This is a genomic window from Thermosipho globiformans (genome assembly GCF_003990895.1).
GTDB lineage: Bacteria > Thermotogota > Thermotogae > Thermotogales > Fervidobacteriaceae > Thermosipho > Thermosipho japonicus.
Map to the genome: position 1 here is coordinate 203,184 of NZ_BHXD01000002.1, position 15,941 is coordinate 219,124.

The window sequence follows — 15,941 nt, forward strand, 5'->3', positions numbered from 1 at the left end:
GCTAATTTTTATTAGTTAACTTTCCTTTTTTATTTTAACATAATTTGTGTTAAAATAATTTAAGAAAGAAAATTGTGAGGAGGGATTTGATGTTAAAACTTGCTATACAGAGATCCGAACTTGAGAAAAAGATTTCTGTTGCTGCCCAAGCAGTGGGTTCAAAGACAGTGGATCCAATTTTACAATGTTTGCTATTTAAAGTTGAAGATAATTCTTTAAATATTTATTCTACAGATATGCAGACATTCGTTGTTTCAAAACTTAATGTACCTGAAGTGGAGGGTTCGGGACAATTTGCAGTTGATGCAAAACTTTTGGAAGAAATTGTAAAAAATGTTGATAATGATCAAATTATCTTGAATTATGACAATGGTAAATTAAATATTAAAAGTGGAAAGAGTTCTTTTAATATAGCAACTTATTCTGAACCAGAAAAATTTCCTAGTATTGAATTAGAAAACACCGGTATAAAATTTGAGATTGAAACTTCTATTTTACAAGAAATGATTGATCGAGTAATCTTTTGTGCATCTACTGAAAGTGCTATGAGAGCACTTAACGGAGTGTACTGGGAGCTAAAAGATAATTATTTAAGACTTGTTGCAAGTGATGGTTATAGACTAGCTCTTGTTGAGCAGAAAATTACAGTTGATTCAGATATTGATTTTATTTTGTCACTAAAGAGCATGAAGGAATTAGAAAACTTGATTAAAGAAACAGATGAACCAGTTTTGACTATAAATTTTGATCACAAAAAACTTGCTGTTAATGCCGGAGATGTGACAGTTATAATGAGAGTTGTAGAGGAAGTATTTCCAGATTATAAGCGCGTGCTTCCAAAAGCATTTAAATCTAGAATAGTTTTTAATAAAGATCAATTTTTGGAGAGTTTAAAAAGAACAATGATCATCGCAAAAAGAGGAACGGATAAAGTTCAGTTAAAAGTTTTGGATGATACATTGGAACTCAGCAGTCAAAGCCCTGAATATGGAGAAGTAATAGAAGAAATTCCTATAGAAAAAGAGGGAGAGGATATTACCATTAATTTTAATCCAAGGTTTTTAAATGAAGCAGTTAAGAAGATTGAGGAAGAAGAAGTTGTTTTTAACTTTGTTGATGAACTAAGCCCAATGCAGATAAATTCTAAAAATGTTGGAGAATATCTTTATATTGTTTTGCCTGTTAGGGCATAAGGAGGAGTCAAAAAAGTGAAAAAAGGCTTTACTTTAATAGAACTTTTGATTGTTTTAGCTGTTATTTCTGCATTACTATCTGTTGCAACTCCGGTTGCTTTGAGATCTGTGGCAAAAGCCAAGGCAACTCAAGTTGCAATGAATTTGAGAAATGTAGATAGTGCTCTTGAACAGGCTTTGCTTTTATATCCTGACGAGTTTAATCCTACAGCATTGTCAGGAAAAAATATACTTTTTGAACTTTACAATAAAGGATTTATTAATGTTGATTTATCTACAAAAGGATATCAAATAGTTTATGATGATAAAGATAAAAAATATCTGATAAAGTATACTAATAATGATATTGATCCAATACTTGTAAAAAGTGCATATCCTGCAGTAAAACAAAACGATGACGGTGAATTGTACGTGGAGGTTAATTTGCAATGATAGAGCTTTTTAGTGTAAGTAAAAGATACAAAAAAGATTGGGTTGTCAAGGATATTAGCTTCTCTGCTTTAGATGGAGAGGTTATTGGGATTATTGGTAGGAACGGTTGTGGGAAAAGTACAATTTTGAAAATGGTTGCTGGAATAATAAAGCCAACAAAAGGTAAGATAAAGCTAAACTCTAATTTAATATCTTATATTCCTGAAAAACCAGTTCTTATCCCTGAATTAACACTTGAGGAAAATATTAATTATTTTGCAAGTATACGTAATGTTAGCAAGAAAAAGATAGATAAAGAAATAGAATATTTTCAGCTATCATCACATTTAAAGAAAAGACCAATGGAGCTTTCAAAGGGGTTACAACAAAGGTTATCTATGGCTATAGCGCTCTTGATTGACCCTGATATAGTTCTTCTTGATGAACCAACTAGTGGTCTTGATGCAGAGTCAAAAAAACTAATTTTAAATAGGATAAAAGAATTAAAGATGAATAAAAAAACAATATTGTATGTGACCCATGATGATGAGGAGATCGAAAAAATTTGTGACAAAGTGTTAATATTAAACAAAGGTGTAAAGGTATTCTTTGGATCAGTCGAAGATTTTTGGATGAAGTATGAAAGATTTGTTTATGTTACCATTGCAAAGGATAAAGCAACAAAACTTGTGAGAATAGAAGATTTAAAAAATTTTGAAGATATAGTTCATATCAGAAGTGTTGGGATTAGAGAATATTTGGGAGGATTAGAAAATGGAAAGTAATGAAAAAAATGTAAAGTTAACAAAAATTTCTGACGAAGAATTAAAAAATTTTTTAGATATGAAATTTAAAGATTTTTCTGCTGAAGAGTTAAATTTTGATTTGTTTAAGGATGGAGTTAATGAACTAACCTTTCAAATTAAATTTGGGGAAGATAGTACTGGAATTGCACAATTTTACGATATAGATTGGATTAATAGAAGTGCTTGCATAAGGATTTTTTGGGATGAAGCTATTGAAAATGATGTTGAAATTAAAGTTGTAAGGTTGATGTTAAAATATGCTTTTGAAGTTTTGAATTTAAATCGAGTTTATTCAAAGGTGGTCGAGTATAAAAAAGATACTATTTCTGTATTAAAGAAATGTGGATTTTTACAGGAAGGAATGGAACGTCAGGCAAAGTTTTTCAAAGGAAAGTATTGGGATGTGTTGAGGTTTTCAATGCTTTATGAAGATTATTGGAGAGCAATAGAAGATTTAAAATAGGCCAAAATCGGCCTATTTTTTTTGAAGATATGTTATAATTATCTCAGGGTGGTGTTAATATGAAGAAAATGGCAACTTTTTTTGATGAAGGGGATAATGGGATTGTCTGTAGACTTTGTCCTAGACATTGTTTTTTATCTGAGGGACAAATTGGATTTTGCAAAACAAGAAAAAATGAAAATGGAATACTCTATACAATAAATTATGGTGAGATTTCATCAATTGCAATGGATCCAATAGAAAAAAAGCCTTTATTTCACTTTAAGCCAGGAAGCGAAATTTTATCTATAGGTTCATGGGGTTGTAATTTTTCATGTGGTTTTTGTCAAAATTGGGAAATCTCTCAAGTAAAACCCGCTGTTAAAACTGTTACGCCTTCGCAAATTGTGGAAATAGCAAAAACAAGAAACTCAAATGGAATTGCTTATACTTATAATGAACCTATAGTAAGTTACGAATTCGTTCTTGATACATCTAGAATAGCGCATAAAGAAGGATTATACAATGTTCTTGTTACAAATGGGTATATTGAATTTGAACCGCTAAATGTTTTACTTCAGAGTATTGATGCTATGAATATTGATTTAAAAGGTAGTAATGAGGAGTTTTATAAGGAGATTGGAGGAAGTTATAGTCATGTTTTAAAGGTTATAGAAACTGCAAAGAATCGAGGAATTCATGTTGAAGTTACCACACTTGTTATACCTACGAAAAATGATGACGAAAAAGAACTTATTCAAGAATTTAAGGATTTAGCAAAAATTGATAGAGATATACCTTTACATCTTTCAAGGTATTTTCCGGCGTATAAATATGAAATATCGCCGACACCTATTGAAACCTTGGAAAAATTATATAGTATTGCAAAAGAGTATTTAAATTTTGTTTATATTGGTAATATCTTTGATCCAAGATATGAAAGTACTTTTTGTCCAGATTGTGGAACACAATTGATTTACAGAGAGGGTTATATTGTTGATATAAAAAATATTACAGAAGGAGGATATTGCAAAGTATGCGGAAGAAAAGTAGTGGTGACATAAATAAATTAACAAAATTATCTTTGGTATCTACAATATTGATTGTAGTAATTGTTGCAATTATTCTTATTGTTGCAGTATTTTTTAAGCCAAATATGAAGTACGAAACTTTTGAAACTTTTTCTTTGGGGACTTACGTTCAACTTAGAATTTCTACTAATGTAAATCCATCTGTTTTATCAAAAGAAATATTTAATGAGCTTGATAGAATAACCAAAAAATTTGATGCATACAATAAAGACTCAATTATTTACAAAATAAATCATAGTAATGATTGGGTGGAAGTTGATGATGAAACTTTTGCAATTTTAGATCTCTCACTTCAATATGCAAAAAGGACAAATTTTGCATTTGATCCAACTCTTGGAAGAGTAATTGATTTATGGGGATTTTCAAAATTCTCTGAAAAAGAGGCTAGTAGTTTAGTAGTTCCTAGAAAAGAAGATATAGAAGAAGCTTTGAAGCTTTCAGGTGCAAAGCTTGTAGAAATTGATTATAAAAAGAAGGCTGTGAAAACAAACGGAGTTTGGTTTGATCTGGGAGGAATTGTAAAAGGATATGCACTTGAGAGGGCTTATCAAATTGCAAAACAAGCAGATCCAAATTGTACAGGTTTTATTGAAGCAGGTGGAGATATAAGGATACTTGGACCAAAATTTGGTAAAGAATATTGGATTATAGGTATAAGAAATCCAAGAGGTAATGATAGCATAGACTATATATATTTGAAAAGTGGGGCAGTAGCAACAAGTGGAGATTATGAAAGATATTTTATCGTTGATGGGAAAAGATTTCACCACCTAATAGACAGTAAAACAGGATATCCTGCAGATAGTGCTATTAGTGCAACAGTTATATCTGATGATGCAATAAAGGCTGATGTATTTTCGACTGCAGCTTTTGTGTTTGGCAAAAAAAATTGGATTTATACAAGGACTATTATTCCAAAGTATGATTCTGAAGTATTTTTAGTTACACCTGAATTTGAATATTTAAAGACTGATGGCTTTGAATATTATGAAAAAACATATTAAGGAGGTTATCTGATGAAGAAATTAAAAAGTTTTGGTGGAAAGAATCTTTCAGGTAAGTCTATGAATCAACTACAAAAACTTCAGGAAGAGATGCAAAAAAAACTTCAGGAAGTTGAAGAAGGATTTTCAAATGTAGAAGTAGAAGTTAGTGTTGGTGGTGGGGCCATTAAAATTTTAGCAACAGCTGATAGAAAAGTTAAAGATATTGAAATTGACGAGGATTTATTAAGTGATAGTGAAACATTGAAGGATTTATTAACAGCTGGTATTAATGAGTTGATGGAAAAGATAGAAAAGATAAGGGAAGAGGAAATGGCAAAAGTAACTCAAAACTTGTTACCATTTGGTTTTTGAGGTGAAATTTTGAAAAGAGAAAGCTTTTATTATCTTATATTTGTCAACGTATTAATACTTTTTCTAATCGAGATATTTAAGTTTTTTATTCCAAATGAGGCTGTATTATATCTTATGTTTGGAGCGCAATATGGACCTCTTGTTTCACATGGACAATGGTTTAGAATAGTAACCTCCATGTTTGTTCATGGAGGTTTTATTCATTTAATATTTAATATGTATGCACTGTTTTTTCTTGGTAGAATTGTGGAAAATGTGTATGGAACTGAAAAATTTTTGACGTTTTATTTTTTAAGTGGAATTGTAGGAAATTTAGCAACTCAAATTTTTTATTATAGCTCATTTTCCGTGGGAGCCAGTGGGGCAATATTTGGTCTAATTGGTGTGTTGTTTGCCGCAGGTTTTAGAAAAGATACTCCTTATTCACTAAAGCCTATTACTGGAAGTGCTCTTTTACCAATGATTGTTATTAACATTATTTTTGGTATAATGCCGGGGACAAATATTAATAACGCGGCACATATTGGTGGATTTTTAACTGGGATGTTATTGGGATATGTAATTCCACTATATGATTATTCCTGGAAGGTAAGAAAAATTTGGAAAGTTATAATGTGGATTTTAATTTTGGTTGTTGTTGTATCATATATTTCTCTCATAATTTGGGGAGTGATAGGATGAAAAAAATTTTTTTGTGGCTTTTTTTCGTATTACCATTATTTTTGTTTTCTGAGGTTGTACTAATTTATCCAAATTATGGAGTGTTAGTAAAACAGATAAAAAACGGAGAAGTTATACCTTCTAACTGGGAAATTTTGGGCGTGGAATCATCTTGGTACGTTAAAACATATGAATATGTTGAAAAAGTTAAGCTTGTTGAAGATGAAGATTTTGTATTAAAAGACTGTGAATTAAGAGATGGGATTTTTATTAGTAAGGATGGTAAAAAATATAAGTTTATTAATGATAGACTTTTTGAAATAATTCAAGAAAATAATGAGATCAGAAGAATATTTATAGATTCAAGCCCCTCTACAGCAACATTTACGATTGATGGTGGTTTTCAGTTTTTCTATATATTGAAAGAAAATGAAATGTATCAATTTCTAAAATTGTATGCAGATATTGACGAAGGTTTTGTAATAGTAGTTTCAGAGCCAGAAAGTAGCTATTATACAACATCAACTCGTGCTATGCTTTATGAAAAAGAAGTCTACAATGTGCAAGGTAAAAAGATTTTTACTCTTGGAAATATGAAAGATTTAAAAAAGCGAAAAACAATCCTTATGGATAAATTTTCGGTTGAAAGAAAAGATTACAATTTTGTATCAATAAATGGATTTAATTCAGTTGACTGGCAGCCATGTCAAAGAGTTGTATATGTTAAATCTCCAAAACAAATTCCTTCTGGTCAAGTTCAAATTTGGTCGAGTTTATCGGGAAAAGAAGTTCCAATAGATTCTACAATAATTAAAGATGTTGATGAAGAAACGGAGATTTTCCTTGGCCCGTCGTGGGAAAATTGGTATAAATGGAGTGTAGATAGCTCAGTTGCATTTGCAAATAGAAGAAAAATTACGGCTACTTTGTATTTGAAAGGAAGAGGTGAATATAAAATAAGAATAAATGGAAGAAATATTAATAATCTAAAAACAAATGCTAAAATTGTTGAAAAAAAGCAAGACTATGTAATTTTATTATCTCATAACACACAGACAATACATATTGAATATGATGAGGATAGGGATTAATTTTTCATAGCGATGCTGTCAATAAACACTAATGTATCAAACACTCTAAGATAATATTTATCACTGTTGTTCCAAAAGTTTAGAGCCTTTATTATATTGTAATTTGTAATGTTTTTCATAATAAGGTATAAGTATCTATAGGCTATCCTTATTTGAAGAGCAGGGAATTTAATTAGATCATCGTGTGATATTTTTGAAAGAATATGTTTTATTTCCGGGAAAAATAGTGCAACATAGTCGGTTGCTGATTCGTGTAATTGGCAGTAACCAACCGCGTGACCACTATCACCATACAAATTTTTAAATCCACTTTCTGAGACTATAACTGCCACAAATATTTGATAAGGAACTTGTGGAAATTTTTCATATTCTTCAGCAACTGTTTGTGCAATTACTTTTGCTCTCTCATCGTTTACTCCATAGTATTTAGCAATTTTAAAAGTATAATTATATGCATCTGTGTAAAGATTACCAAATAATATACCTGCACTTAGAATTAATAAAAGGGTGAATAACAATCTATTTTTCATAGTTTCTACCTCCATTTAATTTTGTTATTGCAGAGTAATTATAATATAAAATAGATTTACAATTGTTTATATAAGAAAACAAATTGAGAACAATTTAAATACAAATGTTAACTAAAATGGCGGAGAGGTATGATATAATTAAGATATGAAAAAAATAATAACAATCTCACTTATTTTTGTTGTCGTTTTGTTACATGCAGCTCATTTAGTGGAAGTAGATACAGTTACATCGACAGGGGTTACCTTGATTGTTAAACCCTATTATGATGCATCTCAAAAACCAAAAGTTTATCTTTATGGACCAACAGGTTTTATTAGGGCAAAATATAAAGGTAATGACTCTTATGAATTTGAAGATGGACTTTTTAGGTGGGTTATACCAATAATAGTTGGTAAAAATAAATTTGGGCAGACTGTTTTTGGTACAATATCAGGTCCTATATTAGATCTGTATCAATATAAAAAGAATATTTCGATTAAAGTAGTAACTAATCCTGAAGATTTATCTTTAAATGTGAAAGTTTCTACAGATTATCAGCTTATTTCTGGCACGATTGATGGAAAAAATATGATTTTGTTTAAAACAAGTAAAGGATATGTATTATATACGAAGGAAAAGAGAAATGAATTAAAAAATGTACTTTCGCTAAAAATAAAACTTCCAAGTGGAAAAATCAAAACAATTTCGTATGATTTATTTACTTTAAATGGTTTTACTACGTATTTACGAGGAGATTTTACTCCGTATGTATCAAGTATAATTGCTACTCATATTGTTCAAAAAGGTGAAACATTGTGGGAAATTGCAAAAAAATATGGTGTGAGAACAGCAGATTTACAAATAATTAATAACCTTGAAAATCCTGATAAGATTTATTCTGGTATGAAATTAAAGATAGGAACAGTACAATTTACCGAAGGTTTGACTAGTATTGTTGTTAATCTTTCAACATCGAGATTGGCTGTTTACTATGCAGGAAAACTTGTAAAAGTTTTTCCAGTAGCAATAGGTAGAAGTGATTCTATGCCTCCTGGGATATACTGGATTTTAAATAAACAAATTGATCCAGCATTATACTGGTATGGAGAGTATATTCCACCACGTTCCCCAATTAATGGTTTAGGTACTCGTTTTTTACAACTTTCAAATCCAACCTACGGTATTCATGGAACAACTAAGCCTTGGGAAATTGGAAGGAGAATATCTCATGGTTGTGTAAGAATGTTTAACTTTGATGTAGAAGCATTGGATGCATTTGTGGACTTGGGTAGCCCTGTTTTAGTAATAAAAAGTTTTGAGAATTTTCCTGAAGACATTTCACAGATACCAGAGTTTTTATCATTCAAAGAGAAAATAAAAAATCAGGAAGGTGAAAGCTCATGAATATTGTAATAACGGGTGCAAATAGAGGTATAGGATATGCATTATTGCAGGAATCTTTAAAAAGGGGTCATTTTGTTATAGCTGCTACTAGAAAACCAGAAATGATAAAAATTGATAATAATAAGGTTAGTATTTATTTTCTTGATTTGCTTGATAAAGATTCAATTGAAAAATTTGTTGAAACACTTTCAGTGGAAGTTGATGTTTTGATTAATAATGCTGGAGTTTTGTATAAAGATAGTTTTGAAAACCTTGAATATGATTATTTTCTTAATTCATTTAAAGTGAATACTTTGGGACCTTTATTTTTGAGTCAACGGCTATATAAATCCGGTAAATTAAAAAGTGGTGGGAAAATTATAAATATTAGCTCAATTCTTGGTTCAATAGCTCTTTTGGGAGGTACTACAAGTTACTCTTATTCAGTTTCAAAGGCTGCTTTAAATATGGTTACAAAGTTACTATCAAGTAAGCTTAAGGACATTAAAGTCATATCTGTACATCCTGGATGGGTAAAGACAGATATGGGAGGAAAAGAAGCTCCTGTAATGCCTGAAGAGTCTGCAAAGGGAATTATTGATATTGTTGAAAATGTAGAAGAGAGTGGAGTCTTTTTGGATTATACGGGGAAATCACTTCCATGGTGAGGCATACTTATTAAAACTACTGAGCTTCTTGGTTCTGCAGTATAAACAAATCCAACTTGCTTGGGTGAGTCTAGAAAATCGTACGGTGAAGGTTTAGCTGTATCTACAACTCTATACCATGTTTTCCCATGTAGAATTGGAAGTGTAAAAGTTAATGGTTCTCTCCACTGATTTAGAATGACAAATATGTCATTATCTTCTTTTGCATCTTTACACAAAAAATCGCTACCGCTTATCATGAAAGCTATTGAGTGTGAATGATATCCCCAATCAGGTTGGAAAGGTTTTATACCATGCCAGGATATGTCTGCTATACCATCTCCAGTGAGGTCTCTGCCGGTGAAAAAATGTTTTCTTCTTAATGCGTGATGTTTTTTTCTAAATTCAATCATTTTTTTGAAAAATCTAAATATATCTTGGTGCTTTTCTTTAAGAGTCCAATCAAGCCATGTTTTTTCATTATCTTGACAATATGCGTTGTTGTTTCCATATTGTGTTCTATAAATTTCATCACCCATTAAAATCATGGGAGTTCCATGTGATACCATTAGAATGGTTATAAAGTTTTTCACTTGTCTTTTTCTTATTTCGTTAATTTTAGGATCATCAGTTTCTCCTTCAACTCCATAATTATAGCTGAAATTTTCATCGGCGCCGTCTCTATTATTTTCGCCATTTTCTTCGTTATGTTTATAGTTGTAACTTACCAGATCTCTCATTGTAAATCCATCATGGCATGTAATAAAATTTATACTTGCGTGCGGTCTTTTTTTACCGTAAAGGTCTTGACTACCAGTAATTCTTTTTGCAAGTTCTACTAATACTCCTTCGTCCCCTCTCACAAATTTTCTTACCGTGTCTCTATATTGTCCGTTCCATTCAGCCCAACCTTCTGGAAATTCTCCTAAAAAGTAACCACCGGCAGCATCCCAACCTTCTGCAATTAGTTTTAAACCATGCAATATGGGATCTTCGGCTATGTCTTTAAGGAGTGAAAAATCTCCAATCCATCTTCCGTCTGGGGTTCGACCTAAAACAGCTGCCAAATCAAATCTAAAACCATCTACATGCATTTCAGTTGCCCAGTATCTTAAACTGTCTATAATAAGTTCTTTAACTACTGGGTGATTACAATTTAGAGTATTTCCACATCCTGAATAATTAAGATAGTATCTTTTGTTATTAGGATCAAGCATATAGTAAATTTCATTGTCAAAACCCCTAAAATTTAATGTGGGGCCTAACTCATTTCCTTCACCAGTATGGTTATATACTACATCCAAGATCACTTCAAAACCATTTTTGTGAAGTTCTTTTACAAAGTCTTTAAATAAGAACACCTGTTCACCTAATTTAAGACCAACAGAATAGTTTCCAGTGACGGCGAAAAAACCGAGAGGATTATATCCCCATATATCTTTTAGTCTTTCGCCGGTGATTGGATTTATCCTATCTATTGAATTAACGTTAAATTCAAAGATAGGCATTAATTCAATGGTTGTTACGCCAAGTTCTTTAAGGTGATCGAGCTTTTCAATTATTCCCAAAAATGTTCCAGGAAATTTTACTTTTGAGGTAGGGTTTATTGTAAAAAGTCTTACGTGCATTTCGTATATTATTGTGTCTTCCCATGGAATATGAAGTTGTTTATCGCCTTGCCAATCATATTTTGAATCATCTATTACAATTGATTTTGTGGGGCTAATTGCCGAATCTTCTTTAGAGAAAGAAAGGTCTTTTAAAGGAGAATTTATATCGTAGCCATATGCAGAAGAAGAATCCCAATCAAAAGAACTAGAAATGGCTTTTGCATATGGATCAACCAATAACTTGTGGTGATTAAATCTTTTTCCATTTTCTGGATCATATGGTCCGTATACTCGCCAACCATAGTATTGACCATGACCAACTCCGTATACATATATATGCCATATATCTCCCGTTTTATTGTAATTAGGATCAAGTTCAAATCTATGTGAAGGTGTTGCATCATAGTAGTTTTGATATAATTCTAGTACTACTTTTTCTGCATGACGTGAAAAAACAGCAAAATTAACCCCGGTGTCGTCCGGGGTTGCACCTAATCTTGGATATCCTCTTTTCGTTTTTAATTTAACACTTGAATCAGGGTTATTGTATTGCAAAGGATAGTCAGCCATATTACTCGTAAATTATCTCGTGGGTAAATTCTGGTACAACTTGTTTGAGCATTGCTGAAACTGCACAATATCTTTCCTGTGAAAGATTTACAGCTTTTTCAACCTTATCTTTTGGAGGTTCACCATTAAATTTAAATAAGTATTTTAAGTGTATTTTAGTGTATACTTTTGGATGTTCTGGTGCCAATTCATATTCTACTTCCAATCTAAATGATTCAAGAGAGTCTATTACTCTCATTTTTCTTAGCAAAGATACAACATCCATGCCGGTACAGCCCATAAGAGAGTATAGAATAAGTTCTTTAGGCCTTGCTCCGGCATCTTTACCACCGACAGTATCATTTGCATCGAGAATTAAATCATGTCCTGAAGTAGTTTTGCTGTAGAATAGCATTCCAGAATACCAGTTCATTGATGCGCTTGGCATAGATTTTCACTCCTTTCAAAAATATTATACCACCATTTTTCCAGATATTATCAAAATACCAAGAATTATTAAAAAAGCACCACCAAATATTTTTAAAATCTTTTCCCATTTAGGTGTTCCAAAACCACCTGTAAGTAATTTGGATATTGGTGTGCCAATTGTCAAAAATGGCAAAGAAATCCCTAAGGAGTATACAAATAGAAGAAAACCACCTTTATACGGATTGACGGTTGTTGCTATAGTCAAGATTGATCCTAAGATAGGACTGCTACAAGGAATCCAAATTAAACCTATAGCTGCTCCCATAAGTATTCCAGTTAAAAGACTACCGCCTTTAAAATTCCAGACATTAATTTTCTTTGGTTTTACTATTTCTTTATTAGACATATATAGTATTCCCATTACAATGATAATTGTACCTAAAATATAATTTATAACTGTTCCGTATTTTGAAAAGAAAATTCCAAATACAGATGAAAAAATGCCAATAATTGAAAAAAATATTGAAAAACCAATGAAAAATCCAAAAAGTTTTAAAAATTTATTCTTTGCGGTAAACAAAACACCTAAAAAGGCAGGTATTAAAGGTAAAACACATGGACTAAAAAATGATAATATTCCATGCAAAAAAGCGATCCATACACTTACGTCTTTATAAAACATAAATTAACCACCTACTCATTTACAAAAAGAATTCTAAAGGCCCCTGATTGTTTTAATTTTTCTAAATCTTCTTTAGAATAAACAATGTAAACAATACCTTTTTTAATTTTTTGATCGCTTGTATATTTTTTTGCATTTTTGTCGTGTGATAATACAAAATCAGCATCGTTGTTTGATACGTTTATAACCTTTGTTTTAGGATTGAATGATTCTTTGCTGTTAAGAAAGGTTTGAAAGTCTTCTCTATAGTCTTCGTATACGTATTTAAGTATGTAATTTAAAGCGTTTAGAAAATCTTCAAGAGGCATAAATCCAGGTACCATTGTTATACCAGCATCTTTATACCAAAAGACAAATGTAGGAGTTCCCCTTACACCGAAAGCTCCAAAAAGCTCATTGTTGGTATATTCATTTTCAAGGAATGTTGTTTTATTGTTGTTCGGCTCAACTTTTACAAAGGTGTAGTATAATTTTAAAAGTTCTTGAAATTTTTCATCAGAAAGTACTTCTGATTCAAATTTTTTACAATAGACGCAACTTGGTGAAGAAAAGTATATTATTAATGGTTTGTCTTCAATCACTGAAATTTTGTGTGCAATCCCTAAATCATACATGGTATAATCATACGAAAAAGAAATCATAGCAGCTAATACTAAAAAGATAAAGATAAATTTTTTCATATTTTAACCCCTTTTCACTTTTAATTTTTTCATTCCGAGTTTTTTGAAAAATTTAATTAAAGGGCAGCTAAACTTAAATTTAAAAGCCATATATATATCACCTCTTTAATTTTAAAAAGGCAGGTGTTGCACCTGCCTTGGTTAATTTATACCTAGTAACCTATCAATTTTAGCTTTGTCAAAACCGACTACTACTTGATTCCCAATCTCAATGACCGGTACGCCCAATTGTCCGCTCTTTTTATACATTCTTTCTGCAGCTTTTTGATCTTTTGATACATCGTATTCTTTGAACTTTAGTCCAAGTTGTTTGAAATAATTTTTTGCTTTTCTACAATAAGGACAAGTTGGAGTTGTATAAACAACTATCTTTACGTGTTGCATATCTGCCACCTCCAATTAGAAATATTTTTTAGCGGCATGTTCTACTGCAATTGCGCCATCTGCGGCAGCAGTAACAATTTGTCTAAGATTTTTTTCTCTTACATCACCGACTGCATATATTCCTGGTACATTAGTTTCCATGTTTTCATCTGTTTTTATATAACCGTATTCGTTTATATCAACAATGCCTTTTAGAAGATCACTTTTTGGTACAAGACCAACGTAAATGAATACACCTTCTGCCTTTATAACTGTTTCTTCGCCAGTTTCATTATTTACTACAACAACCTCTTCTACTTTATCTTTACCTCTAATTTCTTTTACGAGTGAGTTTAAAATAACCTTTACGTTTTTGTTTTCTAACAATCTATCTTGAAGAACTTTTGCAGCTGTAAGGTAAGGAAGATTTTGAACCATTGTTATACTTTTTACCATCTTTGCTAAAAAGTGTGCTTCATCACATGCACTATCTCCACCACCGACAACAACAACATCTTTACCTGAAAAGAGATACCCATCGCAAGCCGCACAGTATGTAACACCTTTTCCTCTGAATTCTTCTTCACCAGGTACTCCAAGTTTTCTTGGAACAGCTCCAGTTGCGTAAATTAATACCTTACCTTTGACTTTTTTACCATTGTCTAATTCAACATATTTATATTCATTGTCATATGATATTTTTAATACCTCTGCTGTAATTATTTCTGCTCCAAATGCTTTTGCATGTTCTGCAAATTTTTCTCCTAATTCGCCGCCTTCGATTCGTATAAAACCTGGCCAGTTTTCAACAACATGTGTTTGTGTAACAGCACCACCTTCAAGTGCCTTTTCAAATACAGCTGCGGAAAGTCCAGCACGTCCTGCATATATAGCGGCTGTTAAACCAGCTGGTCCTCCACCTATTATTAAAATATCGTAATAATCTTTAGGTCCTGTGGATATATTTCCTAGATCAAAGTGAACCATATTAGCTCACCTCCTTATTTAATTGCCTTCAAGACTTCTTCAAGATATTGTGGTTCTGGGTATGCTCCTATGAAGAATGTATTTGGATTTCTATTAATTACAATGTGAGGAACTGAAGAAACTCCAAATTCGTTACTTAAGTCAAAGAATTCGTTTGCTTCAATCATTTCTGCTTTGATAAGTGGATTAACAAGTGCAAAGTTATGTGCTGTGAGAACTGCACGTGGACAGTATGGACAAGTTGGAGTTACAAAAACACTGATTTTAACTGGTTTGTCGATTGCTTTTAGTTTTTCAATTGTATCTGGTGAAAGTTCTGGTTTTGCACCTTTTCCAAAAGTAACTATATCCTGAACTAAAGTACCAAATTCGTGACCTGATGGAATTCCGTAGAATCTTACACCTTTATCTTCTCCATCTTCTAGTGTAAGAATAAGAGCAGGAGTCATCTCAACTTCGTATTTTTCTGCCAAATCTGCATTTTCTTTAACGTTGTACTTTTCAATGATAATTTTGTCAGAAAGTTCTTTAAGTTCATCTAAGATTTGCTCTTCAAGATCACAGTACTCACAGTTTTCTTTTGAATCTCCAAAATAAATGAGCTTTACCTTGTTTTCAAGTTCCTTTGAGAATAAGTCTGTTAAATATTCCCTATCTTTTGCTGATAAAAGTGCCATAAATAAACACCTCCAAAAATTTTTTATTATTTTCCCATCTTGGGTACAACCTTATTATACACTATATTATTAAAATTAGTCTAAACTTAATGTAACATTTTCAGACAAACTTTGTCGGAATTAAACTACCAAATATATAGACTCGATTTCTGAAAAAAAGTTCTAAGTTAAATTTACAATTTGAGTTCTTTAGAATTGAATTTTTTATATAATTATGGTAATATAATTGATGCAAGGAGGCGTGCACCGAACTGGCTAAGGGGCCGGTCTCGAAAACCGGTGGGCAGCAATGCCCTTGTGGGTTCGAGTCCCACCGCCTCCGCCAAGTTAAAAGGCAGGTTTTCCTGCCTTTTTGTTTTTTGTAGTATAATT

19 protein-coding genes and 1 tRNA gene are annotated in these 15,941 nt (G+C 31.6%); 12 read left to right on the forward strand and 8 right to left on the reverse strand.

Annotated features, from left to right (window positions below):
- Positions 1-89: 89 nt before the first annotated feature.
- From dnaN to EO083_RS03030, 9 genes are read left to right on the forward strand one after another with little or no spacing between them, the layout of a single operon-like run.
- A complete protein-coding gene (gene dnaN / locus EO083_RS02990) occupies positions 90-1,193 on the forward strand; it encodes a DNA polymerase III subunit beta (RefSeq protein WP_126992707.1) in 1,104 nt (367 codons plus the stop codon).
- 15 nt (positions 1,194-1,208) lie between these two features.
- Entirely contained in the window at positions 1,209-1,625 is a 417-nt protein-coding gene (locus EO083_RS02995; RefSeq protein WP_126992708.1) for a type II secretion system protein, read from the forward strand.
- Positions 1,622-2,389 (forward strand): ABC transporter ATP-binding protein, encoded by a 768-nt coding sequence (locus EO083_RS03000; protein WP_126992709.1) that lies wholly within the window; start codon positions 1,622-1,624, stop codon positions 2,387-2,389. The genes EO083_RS02995 and EO083_RS03000 overlap by 4 nt, the downstream gene beginning before the upstream one ends.
- Complete coding sequence (locus EO083_RS03005; RefSeq protein ID WP_126992710.1) at positions 2,379-2,873, forward strand: GNAT family N-acetyltransferase; 495 nt, start codon at positions 2,379-2,381, stop codon at positions 2,871-2,873. Before EO083_RS03000 ends, EO083_RS03005 begins: the two co-directional genes overlap by 11 nt.
- Before the next feature lie 59 nt (positions 2,874-2,932).
- A complete protein-coding gene (gene amrS, locus EO083_RS03010; protein ID WP_126992711.1) occupies positions 2,933-3,916 on the forward strand; it encodes an AmmeMemoRadiSam system radical SAM enzyme in 984 nt (327 codons plus the stop codon).
- Positions 3,889-4,947, forward strand: coding sequence for an FAD:protein FMN transferase (locus tag EO083_RS03015; RefSeq protein WP_126992712.1), 1,059 nt, complete (start codon positions 3,889-3,891; stop codon positions 4,945-4,947). Before amrS ends, EO083_RS03015 begins: the two co-directional genes overlap by 28 nt.
- 12 nt (positions 4,948-4,959) lie before the next feature.
- Positions 4,960-5,301 carry a YbaB/EbfC family nucleoid-associated protein gene (locus tag EO083_RS03020; protein WP_126992713.1) on the forward strand — a complete coding sequence of 114 codons (342 nt, stop codon included), beginning with the start codon at positions 4,960-4,962 and terminating at the stop codon, positions 5,299-5,301.
- A gap of 9 nt (positions 5,302-5,310) precedes the next feature.
- A complete protein-coding gene (locus EO083_RS03025) occupies positions 5,311-5,982 on the forward strand; it encodes a rhomboid family intramembrane serine protease (protein WP_126992714.1) in 672 nt (223 codons plus the stop codon).
- Positions 5,979-7,052: a hypothetical protein gene (locus EO083_RS03030; RefSeq protein ID WP_126992715.1), complete on the forward strand. Its 1,074-nt coding sequence runs from the start codon at positions 5,979-5,981 to the stop codon at positions 7,050-7,052. The genes EO083_RS03025 and EO083_RS03030 overlap by 4 nt, the downstream gene beginning before the upstream one ends.
- On the opposite strand, the gene EO083_RS03035 is transcribed toward EO083_RS03030, so the two are convergent.
- The gene (locus tag EO083_RS03035) at positions 7,049-7,582 is read right to left on the reverse strand and encodes a hypothetical protein (RefSeq protein WP_126992716.1); all 534 of its coding nucleotides are present in this window, start codon (positions 7,580-7,582) and stop codon (positions 7,049-7,051) included. The two genes, EO083_RS03030 and EO083_RS03035, sit on opposite strands and share 4 nt — an antisense overlap.
- A 145-nt stretch (positions 7,583-7,727) precedes the next feature.
- Here EO083_RS03035 and EO083_RS10090 point away from each other — a divergent pair, with 145 nt between their 5' ends.
- Positions 7,728-8,966, forward strand: a complete 1,239-nt coding sequence (locus EO083_RS10090; protein WP_126992717.1) for a L,D-transpeptidase family protein — start codon at positions 7,728-7,730, stop codon at positions 8,964-8,966.
- Positions 8,963-9,613 (forward strand): SDR family oxidoreductase, encoded by a 651-nt coding sequence (locus EO083_RS03045; RefSeq protein WP_126992718.1) that lies wholly within the window; start codon positions 8,963-8,965, stop codon positions 9,611-9,613. The genes EO083_RS10090 and EO083_RS03045 overlap by 4 nt, the downstream gene beginning before the upstream one ends.
- Here the strand turns inward: EO083_RS03045 and glgX are convergent.
- The 7 genes from glgX to pdo form a co-directional block, all read right to left on the reverse strand.
- Positions 9,586-11,772: a glycogen debranching protein GlgX gene (glgX, locus tag EO083_RS03050; protein WP_126992719.1), complete on the reverse strand. Its 2,187-nt coding sequence runs from the start codon at positions 11,770-11,772 to the stop codon at positions 9,586-9,588. The genes EO083_RS03045 and glgX overlap by 28 nt on opposite strands.
- Position 11,773: 1 nt before the next feature.
- A complete protein-coding gene (locus tag EO083_RS03055; RefSeq protein ID WP_126992720.1) occupies positions 11,774-12,199 on the reverse strand; it encodes an OsmC family protein in 426 nt (141 codons plus the stop codon).
- A 24-nt stretch (positions 12,200-12,223) separates the two neighbouring features.
- Positions 12,224-12,862: a cytochrome c biogenesis CcdA family protein gene (locus EO083_RS03060; RefSeq protein ID WP_126992721.1), complete on the reverse strand. Its 639-nt coding sequence runs from the start codon at positions 12,860-12,862 to the stop codon at positions 12,224-12,226.
- 11 nt (positions 12,863-12,873) lie between these two features.
- Positions 12,874-13,542: a thioredoxin family protein gene (locus EO083_RS03065; RefSeq protein WP_126992722.1), complete on the reverse strand. Its 669-nt coding sequence runs from the start codon at positions 13,540-13,542 to the stop codon at positions 12,874-12,876.
- 141 nt (positions 13,543-13,683) lie between these two features.
- Positions 13,684-13,926, reverse strand: coding sequence for a glutaredoxin family protein (locus tag EO083_RS03070; RefSeq protein WP_126992723.1), 243 nt, complete (start codon positions 13,924-13,926; stop codon positions 13,684-13,686).
- A gap of 15 nt (positions 13,927-13,941) precedes the next feature.
- Positions 13,942-14,892, reverse strand: coding sequence for a thioredoxin-disulfide reductase (gene trxB / locus EO083_RS03075; protein ID WP_126992724.1), 951 nt, complete (start codon positions 14,890-14,892; stop codon positions 13,942-13,944).
- 14 nt (positions 14,893-14,906) lie between these two features.
- Entirely contained in the window at positions 14,907-15,569 is a 663-nt protein-coding gene (gene pdo / locus EO083_RS03080) for a protein disulfide oxidoreductase (protein WP_012580196.1), read from the reverse strand.
- 235 nt (positions 15,570-15,804) lie between these two features.
- Here pdo and EO083_RS03085 point away from each other — a divergent pair.
- Positions 15,805-15,894 (forward strand) — tRNA-Ser (locus EO083_RS03085).
- The last annotated feature ends 47 nt before the right edge of the window (positions 15,895-15,941 follow it).

Bases quoted from the DNA above. Each gene is read 5' to 3' on its own strand.
- EO083_RS03020 (WP_126992713.1), top strand. From the start codon at position 4,960: ATGAAGAAATTAAAAAGTTTTGGTGGAAAGAATCTTTCAGGTAAGTCT.
- EO083_RS03035 (WP_126992716.1), bottom strand. From the start codon at position 7,582: ATGAAAAATAGATTGTTATTCACCCTTTTATTAATTCTAAGTGCAGGT.
- EO083_RS03055 (WP_126992720.1), bottom strand. From the start codon at position 12,199: ATGCCAAGCGCATCAATGAACTGGTATTCTGGAATGCTATTCTACAGC.
- pdo (WP_012580196.1), bottom strand. From the start codon at position 15,569: ATGGCACTTTTATCAGCAAAAGATAGGGAATATTTAACAGACTTATTC.
- amrS (WP_126992711.1), top strand. From the start codon at position 2,933: ATGAAGAAAATGGCAACTTTTTTTGATGAAGGGGATAATGGGATTGTC.
- EO083_RS03030 (WP_126992715.1), top strand. From the start codon at position 5,979: ATGAAAAAAATTTTTTTGTGGCTTTTTTTCGTATTACCATTATTTTTG.
- EO083_RS03005 (WP_126992710.1), top strand. From the start codon at position 2,379: ATGGAAAGTAATGAAAAAAATGTAAAGTTAACAAAAATTTCTGACGAA.
- EO083_RS03000 (WP_126992709.1), top strand. From the start codon at position 1,622: ATGATAGAGCTTTTTAGTGTAAGTAAAAGATACAAAAAAGATTGGGTT.
- EO083_RS03070 (WP_126992723.1), bottom strand. From the start codon at position 13,926: ATGCAACACGTAAAGATAGTTGTTTATACAACTCCAACTTGTCCTTAT.
- dnaN (WP_126992707.1), top strand. From the start codon at position 90: ATGTTAAAACTTGCTATACAGAGATCCGAACTTGAGAAAAAGATTTCT.
- EO083_RS03060 (WP_126992721.1), bottom strand. From the start codon at position 12,862: ATGTTTTATAAAGACGTAAGTGTATGGATCGCTTTTTTGCATGGAATA.
- EO083_RS03065 (WP_126992722.1), bottom strand. From the start codon at position 13,542: ATGAAAAAATTTATCTTTATCTTTTTAGTATTAGCTGCTATGATTTCT.
- EO083_RS03045 (WP_126992718.1), top strand. From the start codon at position 8,963: ATGAATATTGTAATAACGGGTGCAAATAGAGGTATAGGATATGCATTA.
- EO083_RS10090 (WP_126992717.1), top strand. From the start codon at position 7,728: ATGAAAAAAATAATAACAATCTCACTTATTTTTGTTGTCGTTTTGTTA.
- trxB (WP_126992724.1), bottom strand. From the start codon at position 14,892: ATGGTTCACTTTGATCTAGGAAATATATCCACAGGACCTAAAGATTAT.
- glgX (WP_126992719.1), bottom strand. From the start codon at position 11,772: ATGGCTGACTATCCTTTGCAATACAATAACCCTGATTCAAGTGTTAAA.
- EO083_RS03015 (WP_126992712.1), top strand. From the start codon at position 3,889: ATGCGGAAGAAAAGTAGTGGTGACATAAATAAATTAACAAAATTATCT.